Raw genomic sequence first — 16,384 nt, 5'->3', positions numbered from 1 at the left:
AAAATCCTGCAAATAATTTGCAGGATTTTTAATTTGTGATGCTTTTTGAAAATTTCTGTTTTCACATCTTGCGGAGAGTGAGGGATTCGAACCCCCGGACCTGTTACAGTCAACAGTTTTCAAGACTGCCGCAATCGACCACTCTGCCAACTCTCCCTAAACTCCGATTGTATCGTTGTTTTCAGTGGTGCAAATATATAAAAAAATATAATAACTCCACTAATAAAAAACGAACTAAGGTCTATCTGTCGGGTTATCAGGAGTATTATTTTTACTGATGAACCAAATGGAGAGGTGTAACCATTATTTTAGTGCCTTCCTGCATGATTTCTTTTGCTGTAAAGCCTCAATCAATAAAGAAACTGAATGCTGAAAACGATACAAAATGGAAGAAAAGTTATTTTTTTTCGGTCTTAAATGAAATTTTATATTCTCCTGTATCAAAAGGGTAGCCGTCTTCAGATTTTGTGGTTCTGTCTGTTATATAAAAATCGTATTCTGTGTCGTTTTGTAAATCAGTTGTTTCAACCGTCAGAATTGTTTTGGATTCATCTAAGCCTACAATGTTCTTTAATGGAAAATGATCCTTTCCGTTTTTTGAGAAATTAATAGATACTTTTTCATTCATTGGTTTTGAGAATACAATCTGAATTTTTTTAGTACCTGTATTTACATCCTGACTGCCATTTTCAAATTCAATGATCTTTACGAATTGAGGCTGGTGCTCCTTATAATCGGAGAGTATTTGTGCTGTATTTTTCTGATCCTCAAAGTAATCCGATTTTGCTAAAAACTGAAGTACATCAGCTTCGCTATTGAAATTTAATTCAATGATATCCTTAATAGCAGCTTTCTTATCTGATGATTTTTCATAGTATTTTTTGGAAATGACATATCCTACAAAATAGCCAAGATCCGGATTTTTAGCATTGCCATTATAAAACCAATTTTCAATTTTTTTGCTGAACATCTCACTTTTAAAGTCTGACTTTACTTTTTCGTAATTTTTGAACCCATAATCAAGATAATGTGCAGTGAATTTTTTGTTTAAAGCCAATTCAGCAATAAAATCACAGGATCCTTCTTTAATCGCTTTTGATAAAACGTTAATTTCCCCATCTTTTTGAAAAGTATGAATAAATTCGTGCACCGTTACCTGTTCTAATTGAGAAGAGTTGGTAAACTGAAACATTTTTCGTTGATTTTCATTTTCAAATTCCGAAACAACAGTATTAGGATTTCCTGTTATTTTTTCTACTCCTAGCAGTAGATCTTCATGATTGGTGGTTCCGCCGGATTTCAAGGTTCCAATAGTATAATAGATATTCCCTTTGGAATTGTTGGGGTACAGTTTTCCAAGTTTTCTGAAAGCGTTGTTTATCGTTTTGATTTTTTTATCATCAATGAAAGTGTTGGGCCTTATGGAGTTCCAGAAATTTGGATATTTCTCAATTACGTTTAAATAATCCTCTTTTCCGAATTTTTTAATTTCCATAAATGCTTTTAACCCGGCAGTTTTCTTACTTAAGAAAAGATCTTCAAGGATTTCACTTTTATGGTTTTTATTTTTCTGAATACTGTCATAAGCAGTCCAAAAATTATGAATGTCTGTACTGATAATCTTTTGAGCATTTGAGTAATTGCAAAATGCAAAAACAGTTAGTGTAGGTAATATACGTTTTATGAATTGTGTTTTCATAGGGTGATCGTTCAGTTTTTATAATGAAAAAAGGTACAAACCAAATGATTTGTACCTTTCTTGCGGAGAGTGAGGGATTCGAACCCCCGGACCTGTTACAGTCAACAGTTTTCAAGACTGCCGCAATCGACCACTCTGCCAACTCTCCTTAAACTCCGATTATATCGTTGTTTTTAGTGGTGCAAATATAGGAAGTTTTTAGTTACTGGCAAAATATTTTTTGATAAAATTTGATATTTTTTGATTTGGAAGCAATTCATGTATTGAAGAATAAGCTGATTTTTTACTGCTCAAGCGAACATTCATTATTTTAAAAACATGGAGTTTGTCATTGTTTTAATAGCATTTGTTGACTATTAGTATTAAAAAGATAATAAAAGTCGTAGAATTACTACAATTTATGAGATTATGTCTAATTCATTTGTATGTGAATTCTATAGGAAGTATATTGCATAATAAACAACTAAGTATCATGAAAAAAACAAAAATTACACAAGAAATTATGAATAGATAGAGGTGAATCCGTTACTTTCTTTCTAAAATTTACTCTAAAAGTTTTCCAATTGTCGAGGATATAAATAAAGCTGTTAAAAACCGGGAATTTACTGATTTAAGTTTGGATCGAAGGTTTTAATTTTAATGCAAATAAAATATAGTTAATCCAATTTATCTAAAAAGGATATATCATTTTTACTGAAGATGAGATTCATTCAAAATAAACTTGTATTGATTATAAATGAATAATGTAAATCTGTGAAGAAAGTGCAGAAGAAATATTATATAGAGCTTGGAGATACTACTTCAACTATTGCTGATAAATTAGGATTATCCGTTCCTGAGCTTGTGTACTATCATAACCTTAATAGTGGAATAGTGGATGAATACATTTATGGCGATATTCTCCCTGAAAAGCTGAAATATATCCTGCTTCCTATAAATTATGAACAGGAAATTCCTGTTTCCTCAAAAGTTAAATATGCCAATGGTAAAGTAAATAAGGGTATTGGAAAAACAATAAAAAAATATGGGGTTTCTGAACGTTATTTTAATCATGATAAAATAATAAATGAGCTGGATTTTGAAATTGATATTGCGGAAGAGGTTTATAATGAGGTTTCTATAGCTGATTTTAATAAATATTCTGTAAGAGTTAACAATAGTGATAACTTCCGGTTGGTAGAGCAACTTTATCATAAAATTGACAGTTGCCTTTATCCACTTAAGCTTAGCAGTAATAATGATGGAAGCTTTAAAAGTATTGTCAACGGTGAAGAAATTAAACAAAGATGGACACTTTTGCGTCCGGAATTAGAAGAGTATTATCAGGGAGAAACGAGTATAGAGATTTTATCCAGAGCAGAAGAAGCATTATGCAATACAGATGTGCATGGAAGTAAACTGTTGAATAGTTTTTTTTTCAAAATATGGCACAGTCCTGTTTATAGAAGTTATGCAGATAGAAAAATAGTAGAATATGAAGACCGTTACCTTATTTTTCCACAACATACCGGAGTAAAATTTAAAATGAGCCTGACTTCTGATCTGCAGATTAATGAGAATAATAAATTCATAATCCATCTTACGGGGTCTTGTGTAGATAATAGATCTGAAAATGAGCTTTGGAATACTCCTTCTAATGTTTTGGTTAACAGAGATCCTGAAAATATAATAAAAGGAGAAATCAATATGATATTTAAAATGAATGAAACAGATAAAAGAATTTTTTCCGTGGAAGGATTTATAGAATTGCATGGGCAAATTCATCATAAGAGAATTGAAATAGGAATTTATGAATTGTAAATGAACTATAGGGCGTATAGGATGAAACCTCCTTTCGTCGTTTGGAATTTTTCTATATTTGGATTCACCAATGATAGAATTTTATACACCCAATCAACACAAATAAAAATATTATGAGTGAAAAACACTTGGTTTGCCAGGGGGCAATCTGCAAGTGCAATTTCGGTACAACCCCCGATAAACTTAAAGTAAATACCCAGAGCAGACGTTACATCAACGATAAGGATGGTAAGCAAAAATTGACTGCAACTCATGTAGATATAGGCTCAACTTTCGAGAAAAATACCTTCGGAAGCTGTTCTAAAAAGAATAATACTCCCTGTACCGCTGTGGTTACACAATGGAGTGGATATTATGATAAAATAATAATTGAAGACAACGGTGGTAAGGTTTTACTGGAAGACAGTAAAGCAACCTGTCCGATTGGTGGTACTGACTGTATTACCATTATTAATCATGGGCAGATTGCAGAATTGGGGCCTCAAAATATGGAAAAGGCAGATTCTGATGTGATGAAAGAACTTTGCCCTATTCTTACAGAGCCTAAGCGGCCAAGGCATTCTTTAACGTTTAATACAAAGTAGAATCATGGCCAGAATAGTAGTCACTAATCATAATATTGACAATAACAGGATTGTTGTTAATTTCGATACCATTAAAGAAGATTCTTTTCATCTTGAAATGGAGCTTAAAGACAGCCCAGCTGCATCTAAAGCTATCTGGGGAGTTTTCAGTAATGGAGAGCAGCTTGATAGCGGAGACCTCACCAAAGGAAATAAAGTAGAGCTTATTGTTTTGAAATCTTATGCAGGATCTCATGAAAAGCCGCATTTTTTTACTATTTCTGCTAAAGATGAAACAGGAAATACTTTAGCTTCCATACAGCTTATCGTAGTAGCTAAGCCAAGAATTACAGAAGCAAAATGGTGGAACAGCCAGGAAGATAGACAAGCCTATGAAGTAGGCATCAATAATAATAGCACTGTTTTTATAAAAGGAATTGGACTGTATGGACACCCATTGAAAATAGATGTTTATTTTAAAAGACAGGATGGAGAGTCTAAGATTTTGTTTACCAGTATTTTTACTATCAATGAACTTTACAGTTTACAGGGCTTTTATCTCTCTCATGAAGAATTTCTTAAAAATAAAAGTTTTTATGCTTCACTTCTTCCTATTCTTATTACATCTATTGTAGTGCCTGATACACTAGCTGTTACAGGAAAAATAAAACATAGATCTTTAGGGAAACTGTATTTTATAATTTCTTACGATGATCTGTTGTTGTTTGATGGAGATAAGAAAAAGAAATATCTTGATGTTTTCTTTGATTTTAATCAACAGGAAAAGCCTGTTACTACTTTAAGTCCTGTGACGATTTTCGATGAGAAATACTTCACTCAGAAATATGAACCCTGTAAATATGAAAAAATATTTTACAAATATGGAAATTCTCCGGAAGTAAAGCTTTTTGATGAAAAAGAGCCAGTCAGAAAAGATCAGAATGGGCAATTCAGAAACATGAAATTTATGGTTTCTGCCATTGCTCCGCCTAAAGACAGTAAAAATATCAAAGAGCTGAGTATACGGTTGGAGAATGTAGCTACCAAAGAATGCCAGTATATTGAGGGAAATATAAAACAGACTTTCTTTTCGGAAAATGACGAACGTGAGAGAAAAAAACCACATAAGGGTAGGGTAATAGATACCCAGATATTGGAAGATTCCCAGATAAAAGTTCAGGTGGTAAAAGAAGATGAGAGAGTTACCATTTATCCTTCTTTCAATTATCAGTATGATGAAAAAAGCAGCTGGGATTTTTTAAAGAATTATTTTTTATTTTCCAGTATGATGTCTAATACAGACCCTGCCTATTCTACATTGAAAAGTGTATTGATGGATTGGGAGATCAGCAGTAAAGATCTCATACAATATTATAGAATACCCGTAGAAACCTGCCGCTATCATAAAAGCCTGTATTTGAAAACATTTGCAGATGTTGCGTGGGGATTTCATGCATTGTTTGATGATCCATATATTCCTGAATACTATCTTTTTGGCCAGCAAAAAACAATAAAAACCGTAAAGGGGCTGAGTGAAGAATTAGATTGGATTAAAAACAGTCCTATAGCAGATCGTCTTTCAGCAACTATTATTAGCCCTGTAATTGGAACTGCTTTTATTCGTAATTTTATTCTTGATATCATAAAAGATATGGCTGATAGATACGAGTTTGGATTTACTGCTTACTATGATTTTGATAATGCAGGGAAAAAGAATTCAAAACAGATCGACTATGCAGAAAAATACCCTGCAGTATTTAAGGCTATGGTTGCTGGTGTAGTTACTCTGGAAATTCTTATTGATGTCCTGCTCATTATTCTTACGGAAGGAGCTGCACTTGCTAATTTTATTTCGAAAGCGGGAAAAGTAGCTAGTGTTGTCAATAAAGGAGCAAAGATTGCAAATGCCGGAAAAAAAGCAGGAAATATATTGACTAAGTATTCGAAAACTTTTGAAACTGCAAGAAATGTAAATATGGCAAAAAATACTCTTGAAATGATGAAAGGATCATATTTTAGAGGCTATAGATTTGCAGATGATCCCAATATTGGGGTTCAGCCAGTTATGGAAGAGCGAATAAAAATTAGTCCGCTCCTCAATATGGGAATAAAGCAAAAGAAGAGTCTGGGAGAATTATTACTGGATAAAACTCCAGCTGGAATGACTCTAAATATGGCGAAAGCAGCAACAGGAGGATTTGGTCTGGGGGTTAGCAGAATGTTTCTTACAAAAATAAAAGGAGGAAAAGAGGTTGTTGGCTGGTACGGAGCTATTACTTATCCTTTACATGTTGCCAACACGGCCTTGGATGGAGTGTATAAACTTTTGGCATTTGCTACAGATACGGCGTTGAAAGAGGTTTTTGGTGCTGAAGCAGAGTTTGAAAAAGATATTACAGCCCATATAGACCTTGATTTCTGGTTAAAGATTCATAATGCTGAAAAGAGCCTCAATATGGTAACTCTTGCTAAAGGTGAAAGTAAAAAAGATCATTCTTCAATCAGTGTTGCACCTTCAGGAGCTTTTACTGTAAGGTTAAAACTTTCGGGAAGTATCACAAATCAGAATCTATTGGTAAGAGGTATGCATGTATTAACATGGAATAACAATGAAGAAAAAGAAATGCAAAATTTAAATGCAAAAGGAGCGTTTGAGGTAAATGGTAATGTTTTTATTGAAAGACGTTACTATTTTAAAGCAGATAGTAAGCCTTATCATGAAGATAAAATTGCTTTTACAGGATTGGCAGGAGAATATGAGTATACTGCTGAAGTGGTAGGGCAAAGAGGTAAAGGTAAAACTACAGTATTGGCAAAAAAAGAACCTACTCAGTTTATGTTAATGGAGCCTTGTCAATTAGTATTTAATTCTTCAGAAATGACTAAAAATCCATCAGAAAGATAATATGAAAAAACTATTTTTAATAATAATAGCTAATACTTGTTTATTAAGTTGTGCTCAGAAAAAAGAAAATAATCAACCAACAACAATAAATAATTCTAAAAATATGTATGATATCAATCAATATATCTTTCCAGAAGCAAAGGATATTACAGAAACTAATTTTGTGACAAAAGTAAGTTCACAAATTAAGCATTATGATAAAGAACCCATTTATTATGTTAGAATTAATAAGCAAAATTGTTTGATTGAAGTATATATTAATGATGTTTTTAATAATAGTGATTATGAATTATCAAATGTAATTACTCCTATTGGAATTTATCCGGTTTTGAAATCAGGCTCACAGAAAGTTACTGTAAAAATGTATCCTGTTGGAGATTTAATCAATAAAGATTTAGGGTTAGAAAATCAACTTCCGGCTACCAAATTATCAGATAAAGCAAAGGTTGATATTTCAGTAGTCATGATGGATAATAAATCTAAAAAAAGCTTTGATGATGAAAAAATAATTACAACACAAGTAAGCCCAAAAGAAGCTGCTGGAAAAGAATTTTATGAGTTCAGCTTTACCTTTAATGCCGAAGTTCCCTATGAGTTTGAAGGGTGGACAAAAGGGCAGGATTTGAGAAAGCTAGATCAGGATTTGGTAAGAAAGAAAGCATTGGAATTTTATAAAATGATTGGCCAAATTCATGTAAATAATGATATAAATGCTGAATTAAAGCTGGTTTATCCATCTACAACACGAATTCAACAAGTGTTATACAAAGACAATAATATAAAGAATATATTAGAAGAATACAGAGGGTATGTGATAGATAATTATAAGCAGCTTCCCATTACTAAATATAAGATGGATTATATGGGGGATGGGAAACTATTATGCCTTATTACCGATAGCCTGGATCCTAAATTAAGAGGTGGGGGAGCATTAATGCTTGAGTATGGAGAAGACAAGAGTATTTACCAACCCGGTATCACTCTATATCTTCCTGAAGGCAGAGACCTAGCCACACAAGGATTCATGATGTGGAAGTAAAAATAATAGGAATATGGTTGAATTGGTTTTATTTATTCAGATAATAAGCTTAGTATTTTTCTTCAAAATTATCATGGAGAGTGAGTTGGATTCATTCGGATTTTTTTGGTATTGTATTGCAGGTCTTCATTTTCTGTGTATCCTGCGTTTTATTTATGTAGAGATCAACTTTTCTTATCCGTGGTATGATCAGATTATGCAATTTATTTCATTAGGGATTTCTCTATTGATCGTGGTTCCAACTTTAATATACTATCTCATTAAACGTAATAGAAAGCAAAAACAGAAAAAGTAGTTTAAATTCTGGAAAATACATCCATCAAATCAAACCACAAAAAGATAAAAAGGTTGTTGGAAATCAATTATTCACAAGAAAAACTGTAATTTTATCAGAGTTAATATAAAGATAGATTTCAAATTGAGTGTATGATTGAGTTTCAACAATGTATCCTTGAATCGTTTTATAAAAAAATGGGACTGCACAGAATTAGTCTTGCCGATCAGGAGGAAATTAATTCTGAAAAATATAAAACCTATATTAAAATTTTATACTTACCGGAAAATTATACTCTTACTGTAGATTTCAAGCAATATACAACAGAAGTTCCTACAGTTTTCTTTGTCAATAGCAATCAGCACTTCCATATTAAAAATACAGGGAAGGAGCCAGGGCTTATGATTTATTATAACCGTGACTTCTATTGCGTTCAGATCCATGATGCGGAAGTAGCCTGCGACGGGCTTCTGTTTAATAACCTGAGCAATATGCCAATGATTACTTTACATGCTACAGAGGCTATTGTTATTATGCATATCCTGAAGGCAATACAGGATGAATTTAAGGTGAAGCAGGCTCAACAGGAAGAAATGCTGAGGGTTTATCTGAAACAGATCATTATTCTTTCCACAAGGCTATGGAGTGTACAGCATCTGGATAAGGTAAATGATGGGGTTGATCATGATACGGCTTTTTACCGCCAGTTTAGCCTGCTGGTAGAAAATCATTACAAAGAAAAACATACCGTTGCAGACTATGCAGATATCATGGGGATTGCTCCCAAAACACTGACCCACAGACTGAAAAGAATGAATATGTCTCAACCCAACGAAGTCATTAAAGACCGTATCATTCTTGAAGCAAAAAGACTGTTGATTCATACCGCAATGAGTGCCAAACAGATTGCCTATCAGCTGGGGTATGAAGATCCTGCTTATTTTAATAGGTTATTCTCTTTAAAAGTAGGAGATAGTACTTCAAATTTCAGAAAAAAGTACAACGAGGGAAAAATGTACAATTAATATGGCCTTTTGTGGCTTATAAATCTACCTGAGCGGCTGTAGCTTTGCAATATCAATTTATCATTAAGATTCAGAACAGTAAAGCTGTATATATTTTGAAAGCTTTACGTTCTTTTTTATTAACATTAAATACAAATATCATGGCACGGCAAAGACCTTTCAAAGGAGAAAATGATCCTCAGATTTTTACAGAAGTACGTACATTTTTGCAAGCATTAAATTCAGGAGACGGTACACCTATGGAATTTTTAAGTCCGGACGAAGCCCGTCAGATTCTGATTGGTGCCCAGAAATCAGTTGAAGTTAACTATTCCGGAATTGAAGAAACAGAACAGGTGATTAGTCAGAACGGATATGATGTGAATATTCACATTACAAAGCCTAAAGACAGTCAGCCTGGCGCACCCGTATTTATATTCACCCATGGTGGCGGATGGGTACTGGGAGATTATCCTACACACCGCAGACTGGTAAGAGATTTGGTTGTTGAAAGTGGAGCGGTAGCCGTATTCCCGGATTATACCCCTTCTCCGGAAGCAAAATATCCGGTAGCGATTAATCAGATTTATGCTGTAACCCAATGGGTGGCTGAAAACGGAGAAAAGATTGGTGTGGACGGCAAAAACCTTGCTGTTGTTGGAAATAGTGTAGGTGGAAATATGACCGCTGTAATGGCATTAATGGCTAAGAACAATAATGGTCCACATATTAAGTTACAGGTGTTATTATGGCCTGTAGCGAATGCAGATTTTGAAACCGTTTCTTATAACGAATTTTCCGAAGGCAGATTCCTTACCAAAAATATGATGAAATGGTTCTGGGAAAACTATCTGCCGGATACAGAAAAACGTAAAGAAATATATGCTTCACCTTTGCAGGCCTCTCTGGAGCAATTAAAAGGATTGCCTCCTGCTTTGGTTCAGACGGCAGAAAATGATGTACTTCGCGATGAAGGAGAAGCCTATGCAAGAAAATTAAATGAAGCTGGGGTAGAAGTAACCCTTACAAGATACAGCGGTTTAATTCATGATTATGGATTACTGAATCCTTTAGCAGATATACCGGCTATACAAACCGCAATCTTACAGGCTGCTGCAGTGATTAAAGATAAACTTAAATAATCTTTGGTAAGATAGGATAAAACAAAGTCAGCTTAATAATAAGCTGACTTTGTCTATATATAAACCATTACATCAGAATTACATCTTAAAATCAATTATAGATAAATGAGGATTTCTTTATCCCTTTTTTATCGTATTAGATTGTTTTCAGATATAATTCCTGCAATTCCTGAGCTGTAAAGGCTTTGGACGGCAGATGCTGAACCAGCTCACCCTGTCTCATAATCCCTATATGAGTGGCTACACTTGCTGCATTAAAAATATCATGAGTTGCCATCAGAATTGTTTTCCCATCTTTACCCAACTGGCGTATAATTTCTGTAAATTCTGCTGTAGCGATCGGATCAAGCCCGCTGGTGGGTTCGTCAAGGAGAAGAACTTTGGCATCTTTGGCAAGAGCAATAGCTATTCCTACTTTTTGACGCATTCCTTTGGAATAGCCGCCCAAGGCTTTGTGATGGGCTGTTTCCTGAAGTCCGGTACGTTGCAGCAATGCAGATAACTCGTCTTTACTGTAGGTAAATCCTGCAATTTTAGAGAAAAAATCAAGATTTTCTATTCCGGTAAGCTGAGGGTACAGGAGTACGGTTTCCGGGATATAAGCTAGATGCTGCTTTATTTTTTGAGGGTGATCCTTTACTGAAATCTCATTGATGAAAGCATCTCCGGAAGTCGCTTTAATGAGCCCCAGAAGAATGTTGATCGTTGTACTTTTACCTGCACCATTCTGTCCTAAAAGAGCAAATATTTCTCCTTTTTTCACCTCCAGATTAAGAGAGTGAAGGGCTGTAAAATCGTTGTATTTTTTATGTAGGTTGACTGTTTTTAACATAGTTTTCTGTATTTGTTTTGTGAAAGGATAATCAATAAAGCAATGAAGATTAGATAAGGCAGAAAAAACGGAATAAGTGGTATGCTTTCAGAAGCACTGAAAGTTTGTATAGCTTGCTGCTCCCAGTTGACAGATTCAGTGTTTTTTCCTGAGAAAATAAGAGGATAGAAGGATAATCGTTTTCCTTCGTGAAACTTCTTTAATGCAGAAGCATACTGCAGCTGATTGTTCATATCAGTTTTGGCAAGTTGACTTTCTACGATCTGTGTATGAAGGTTGGGAAAAATATACCCTAAATAAATAGCCGCCTGATTTCTTTTCTGCATTTTTTTGGTATACTGTTCTGATGATTTTGAAGATTCCACATCACCCATGTGCTGCATAGCGTAATACCAGGTCCAGGTAAACGTATCATTTTCTTCCACAATGAAATTTTTGTATTGTGGATAGGCTTTGTAGAACTTTTCCATAGTAGGATGTTTTGCTTCGTCCCATTTATTGTGATAGCCATCTCTCTGTTCCATTACTGCCTTTAGAGATTCATGAATAGGGTAGATCCTTTGTATCAGGATATTGCTGCTCATAGGAATTATAAAATTAATGCTCACCCATGCTATAAGAAGGATAAGTGCATTCTGGGCAGATGATTTCCGGAAAGATATTATCCATCGGCATAAGGCAAACCAAAACAAAATATACAGCCATCCGCTCACCATAAAAGCGATATAATATTGATCCAAAGGGATTTTTATCCAGACGGAAGCAATAATGAGTAAGATGATGTAAACCAAGGTTATGGCTAAAAGCCGTATCAGCATTTTATGGTCCAAAAGCTTTCCTAAATGACTGCTTTGCACAGAGAGCAGCTTCCAGGTTCCTTTTTCTTCTTCCTCAGAGATCAGATTATAACAGAATGCAATAATAACTAATGGAAAAAGGAAAATAACTACAAAACTGAAATCAAAATTTCCTACAGCTGCATTGGCAGGATTATAAAAATCAGAATTATAACGCTGTTCCTCAAGATTTCTGATGGTTACTCCCTGAACAGAAGGTGCTACATCACGCATCCCAATGTTTAGGGCCGCCAGTTTGGGCGTTTCATTCAACAGATTAAACTTTATATAGTAAAGAGCGAGTCCCAGATCATCCTTATGAAATCTGGTATTTCGTTCAATACTCTCTTTTTGGAATGCTCCGCTTTTTGAAATGATATCTTCGTTTCGGTCCAGAAATTTTTTCCGGTAAAAATGGCCATAAGGCCGGCCAGCAATAAAAATAGCAATGCCATGAGATAGGCTTTATTGCGATAAAATTGGGTATATAAATAATGATTCATTTAGATTAATTTTAATTTTCTTCCACTTATTTCAATCACGATAATGCATACAGTCAGCCATATAAGCAGAGCAATGCCGGGCATTATCTGTTCTTTCATGGCATCAGACACAGAGGTGTACTGATAATTAAAGTCCGGAAATTTCTTCCAGTTATCTTTGTCTATAATAGCAGGTGGACCACCTTTTTCCGGTTTTATATTACTGATATGTTCAATCTGCAGATTATTTAAATGTTGAGCCATTTGATAACGATAATCTTCAGCTTGCTTTTGAAATTGGGTATAAGAGAAAAAATCTGTTCCAGTGGCGATCATTGAAAAGTTTTTAACAGCAATTGCAGGATTAATAAATCCGGACAGATCTGTAAATCTCTGCTGTCTATTATAAATATCCTGTAGTTTTTGCTGATGTTTGGTATATATGGATGAACTTATTTTTTCTCCTTCTTTCATTACAAACCCACCGTAGTTAAAAGGAAGTTGGTCAGTGGAACTCACTTTATAATGGGCCAGTAAAGAATCTTTAATCTTTTTAAAATGAGGATCATCCGGATTGTGACTGTCCCCAGCTTTTAAAATATCTTTTTCCAGATTGGTTTCAAAGGCAATACGGGAAGGAGTGGAATATAAATTCTGTGCAGCAAACTGAACTCCTTTAGGCAGAATAATAATGAAAAGAAGCCAAAATCCGATAAGGCTGATCAAAGCTGAAGAAGTACTTTTACTGTTGGCTGATATCACAATAGTTAAAGCACTGATGAAAAAATAATACACCATATAAGCAGGCAGTAAAAAAGACAGTCTTATCAGAATATCAGTCCATTCTGTTGTTCCTGCCAGGTATGCTGTCAGAAAAACAGCAGGAATAACCGGAATCAGAAAACACAGTGAAAAGAACCAAAGTCCCAGAACTTTTCCCCAGACAATATCTCTTCCTGAAGCTCCCTGTACACTGGCAATTTTTAAGGTTGCATTCTCCCGCTCCTGTACAATTAAGCCAAATCCTAAGAAAAGGATAATAAGAGGAACTATGGTTTGCAGGATAAAAGCACTACTGAAGGCTCCGAATCTGACCAAAGTACCTGAGCTTCCGGCTTCAGAGAGATTAGCTGTATTCTGTTTATGGGCTTCCAGAAATATAACGTTTCCAAGATAATCATCCAATCCGTTATCAAAGATGCTGAGAGGATGACCAATTCTGAAAACCAAATAGCCGTAATGGGCCATACGGTGCGGATGTTTATCAGGTCTGTGTTCCCAGCCTTCCCGGACTTCTTTCCGGTATTCCTTTATTTTTGAAAAAGTTTCGGTATATTTTGTATACCCTATGCCAATACTTAGCATACAGAATAAGAGGACAGTGATCGTGATAAGCAAGCTTTGTTTTCCTTTAAACAAATCCTGCCAGGTCTTTTTCACCATCAGATTTAAATTTGAAATAGCCATAATTTAAAATTTATAAGTAGCAGTTAGTAAATAATTTCTTGGAGTACCCGGAAATAGCCTGAGGTAGTTTTGTGCCCCAATCCAATATATCTTGTTGGTTATATTGTTCAGGTTGAATGTGAGCTGAATATTAGATTTTGGGGGTGAATAATACACAGCGGCATCCATCGTAGTATATGCCGGGAGTTCAAAACTTCGGGTAAACCACGGGACTTTTGAACTCTGATAAAGCATTCCTATACCGATTCCAAAGTCTTTTATAGCATTTATTGCGGAAAAGTTATAGCGTGTCCATAGGGTAAGAGAATTTTTAGAAGTATTTTCTTTCCTTTTTCCTATAAGATCAGGGTTAGTATCATCTACTATTTTAGCATCAATATAGCTATATCCACCATAGATATGCCATTGAGGGAGAATATATCCGTTAAACTCAGCTTCAAATCCACGACTACGGTCAGCACCTCTTTGTACAAGTTCATCAGGTTCTGCCGGATTATTGGCATTGAGTAAGATATTTCGTTGATGGATCTCATAAACAGCAACATTCAAAGAAATTTTTCCGAAAAGCTGAACTTTGATTCCAAGTTCTTTAAGGTCAGATGTTAAAGGTTTAAACCTTGCTGCAGACTCAGAACCAGCAAGATTAGAAGTATTAGGCATTAAAGTTACGGTATTGGATTGCGGCTGATATCCGGTTAGGTAAGTTCCATACAGATTAATCTGATCAGTTAAACTATAGGTGACTCCGAACCTATACAATAGCTTGTGGTTCTGAAAAGAAGACTCGTTAGCTTCTTTAAAGTGAGTAGTATCCTGGAACCATTCCTGACGTATTCCGGATAATATTTTAAATTTTTTCCAGGTAAAAAAATGCTGAATATAAGCCGCATGCGTAGTTGTTAATGCAGTTGGTAACGGAGTGATGACATTAAGAGTATTAAAGTCAACTCCCTGATGATTAACAGCTCCGGGATTAAGGTCAAACGGATCCACATTAGGTTTGGGAATTATAGTTCCATTGTAATTGATCGTCTGATAATCTGCTGCTTTGGCAGGATTGTAAGAAGAAACTACCGATCCGTTCTTCAGCAGAAAGCCCCTTGCTGCATTTTGTTGACCTCCTTTACGTTTCTCCCATATCTGGTTATCATATCCTATTAATGTCTGGTGCTGAACCGAACCTGTTTTAAAATTGAAATTAAAATAAGCATTAATATTATCAACGGCCCATCTTTGTTTTCTTTGGATAAACTGCATCATTGCCAGGCTGGAAACCGGTTTATTATCCATATCAGGAACAAAAGAATTGGTTGCCCGGTGCTCCTGTAAGTCTTCTCTCCAGTACTGCTTCATATAAGAGGCATTGAAGCTGATAAATGGATTGAAATGATGAGCGACGCTTCCCATAATAATCAGATCCCTGGTTTTAAAAAAATCATCCGGAGCACCAAGGTTTAAGGTTCTGGGAGTACTGTTCAAATCTGTTTTTCCTGCAATAGCACCAAAAATAGGCTGCCCTCTGTCCAGATTTCCATAGAGATCATTAAAAATCATTTCAACATTCACAGATGTTTTTTCATTGGGTACAAATGTGAGGGAAGGAGACAGTAAGAAACCGCTGTTTTTTACATTGTCTCTAAAAGAATGAGCATTTTGATACGCTCCGTTAAAACGATAGAGAAGGGTTTTGCTTTTATTTAAAGGACCTGTAAGATCTGTAGTGACCCTGTAGGTATCAAAGCTGCCTCCGGATGAACTGATCTCATGACGAGGGGTTGACAGTGGCTTTTTTGTCACCATATTAATTGTTCCGCCGGGATCAACACTGGACATGGTAATGCTTGCAGGACCTTTGAAAACCTCTACACGTTCAATATTAGAGGTCATAGGCTGCAAAAATAATATTGCCTTGTCCGCATCCCATTGATAATCTGCCCTTCTTCATTTTGACTGATTCCTCTGATGCTGTATTGATTATAATAGCTGGAAGGGGAGACTCCATTAACATTTTTCATAACCTCTCCAAGCTGAAAGGCCTGGCGGTCTGTAATCAGTTCTTTGGTAACCGTATTAAGCGTTAAAGGAAGGTCTTTGTTTTTCATAGCAATTTTGGTGGCTGCAAAAGAATAATCAGACGTGTAATCTTTAGCTTTTCTTCCGACAATTTCAACGGTTTGTACACCGGTAGATAGCGTATCCTGATGATGAGACTGTGCATGGAGAAATGTAGATGCAGTAATGATTCCTAAGCTAAAAAGCTTCACGGGATTTGGGGAAATAAAATGAATTATTCCCTGATAATAAAAATTATTGGTAATCATGAATAGAGTTGAATAGGGAC

The 16,384-nt window shown here is 35.1% G+C and carries 12 protein-coding genes and 2 tRNA genes; 6 read left to right on the top strand and 8 right to left on the bottom strand.

Translation table 11 applies throughout. From position 1 onward, the window contains the following. Window positions 1–71: 71 nt before the first annotated feature. The 3 genes from BOQ64_RS02130 to BOQ64_RS02120 form a co-directional block, all read right to left on the bottom strand. A tRNA-Ser gene (locus BOQ64_RS02130) sits at window positions 72–156 on the bottom strand. Between the two features lie 241 nt (window positions 157–397). Beyond that, window positions 398–1,699, bottom strand: a complete 1,302-nt coding sequence (locus BOQ64_RS02125) for a hypothetical protein (RefSeq protein WP_228448077.1) — start codon at window positions 1,697–1,699, stop codon at window positions 398–400. 63 nt (window positions 1,700–1,762) lie between these two features. Continuing rightward, window positions 1,763–1,847, bottom strand: a tRNA-Ser gene (locus BOQ64_RS02120). A gap of 605 nt (window positions 1,848–2,452) precedes the next feature. Here BOQ64_RS02120 and BOQ64_RS02115 point away from each other — a divergent pair. The 6 genes from BOQ64_RS02115 (at window position 2,453) to BOQ64_RS02090 (ending at window position 10,426) form a co-directional block, all read left to right on the top strand. Continuing rightward, the gene (locus BOQ64_RS02115) at window positions 2,453–3,499 is read left to right on the top strand and encodes a hypothetical protein (RefSeq protein WP_129056446.1); all 1,047 of its coding nucleotides are present in this window, start codon (window positions 2,453–2,455) and stop codon (window positions 3,497–3,499) included. Between the two features lie 113 nt (window positions 3,500–3,612). Continuing rightward, on the top strand, window positions 3,613–4,083 hold the full coding sequence (locus BOQ64_RS02110) for a DUF4280 domain-containing protein (RefSeq protein WP_129056448.1): 471 nt from the start codon (window positions 3,613–3,615) through the stop codon (window positions 4,081–4,083). Between the two features lie 4 nt (window positions 4,084–4,087). Beyond that, entirely contained in the window at window positions 4,088–6,967 is a 2,880-nt protein-coding gene (locus tag BOQ64_RS02105) for a hypothetical protein (RefSeq protein ID WP_129056450.1), read from the top strand. A gap of 1 nt (window position 6,968) precedes the next feature. Next, window positions 6,969–8,006, top strand: a complete 1,038-nt coding sequence (locus BOQ64_RS02100; protein ID WP_129056452.1) for a hypothetical protein — start codon at window positions 6,969–6,971, stop codon at window positions 8,004–8,006. A 426-nt stretch (window positions 8,007–8,432) separates the two neighbouring features. Continuing rightward, the gene (locus BOQ64_RS02095) at window positions 8,433–9,305 is read left to right on the top strand and encodes a helix-turn-helix domain-containing protein (RefSeq protein WP_129056454.1); all 873 of its coding nucleotides are present in this window, start codon (window positions 8,433–8,435) and stop codon (window positions 9,303–9,305) included. Window positions 9,306–9,445: 140 nt separating this feature from the next. Next, window positions 9,446–10,426: an alpha/beta hydrolase gene (locus BOQ64_RS02090; RefSeq protein ID WP_129056456.1), complete on the top strand. Its 981-nt coding sequence runs from the start codon at window positions 9,446–9,448 to the stop codon at window positions 10,424–10,426. Window positions 10,427–10,562: 136 nt separating this feature from the next. Here the strand turns inward: BOQ64_RS02090 and BOQ64_RS02085 are convergent, their stop codons facing one another. From BOQ64_RS02085 to BOQ64_RS23585, 5 genes are all read right to left on the bottom strand, one after another. Next, a complete protein-coding gene (locus tag BOQ64_RS02085) occupies window positions 10,563–11,258 on the bottom strand; it encodes an ABC transporter ATP-binding protein (protein WP_129056458.1) in 696 nt (231 codons plus the stop codon). After that, a complete protein-coding gene (locus tag BOQ64_RS02080) occupies window positions 11,252–12,367 on the bottom strand; it encodes a DUF3526 domain-containing protein (RefSeq protein ID WP_129056459.1) in 1,116 nt (371 codons plus the stop codon). The genes BOQ64_RS02085 and BOQ64_RS02080 overlap by 7 nt, the downstream gene beginning before the upstream one ends. A 230-nt stretch (window positions 12,368–12,597) precedes the next feature. Next, window positions 12,598–14,043: an ABC transporter permease gene (locus BOQ64_RS02075; RefSeq protein WP_228448075.1), complete on the bottom strand. Its 1,446-nt coding sequence runs from the start codon at window positions 14,041–14,043 to the stop codon at window positions 12,598–12,600. 3 nt (window positions 14,044–14,046) lie between these two features. Then, entirely contained in the window at window positions 14,047–15,930 is a 1,884-nt protein-coding gene (locus tag BOQ64_RS02070) for a TonB-dependent siderophore receptor (protein ID WP_228448073.1), read from the bottom strand. Further along, window positions 15,927–16,364 carry a TonB-dependent receptor plug domain-containing protein gene (locus tag BOQ64_RS23585; RefSeq protein WP_228448071.1) on the bottom strand — a complete coding sequence of 146 codons (438 nt, stop codon included), beginning with the start codon at window positions 16,362–16,364 and terminating at the stop codon, window positions 15,927–15,929. Before BOQ64_RS23585 ends, BOQ64_RS02070 begins: the two co-directional genes overlap by 4 nt. Window positions 16,365–16,384: the final 20 nt, after the last annotated feature.

It is taken from the genome of Chryseobacterium sp. CH25 (assembly GCF_004119455.1).
Taxonomy (GTDB): Bacteria; Bacteroidota; Bacteroidia; order Flavobacteriales; family Weeksellaceae; genus Chryseobacterium.
Note: the sequence above shows the minus strand (reverse complement) of the source record. Positions and strands in the feature narration are given on the sequence as shown.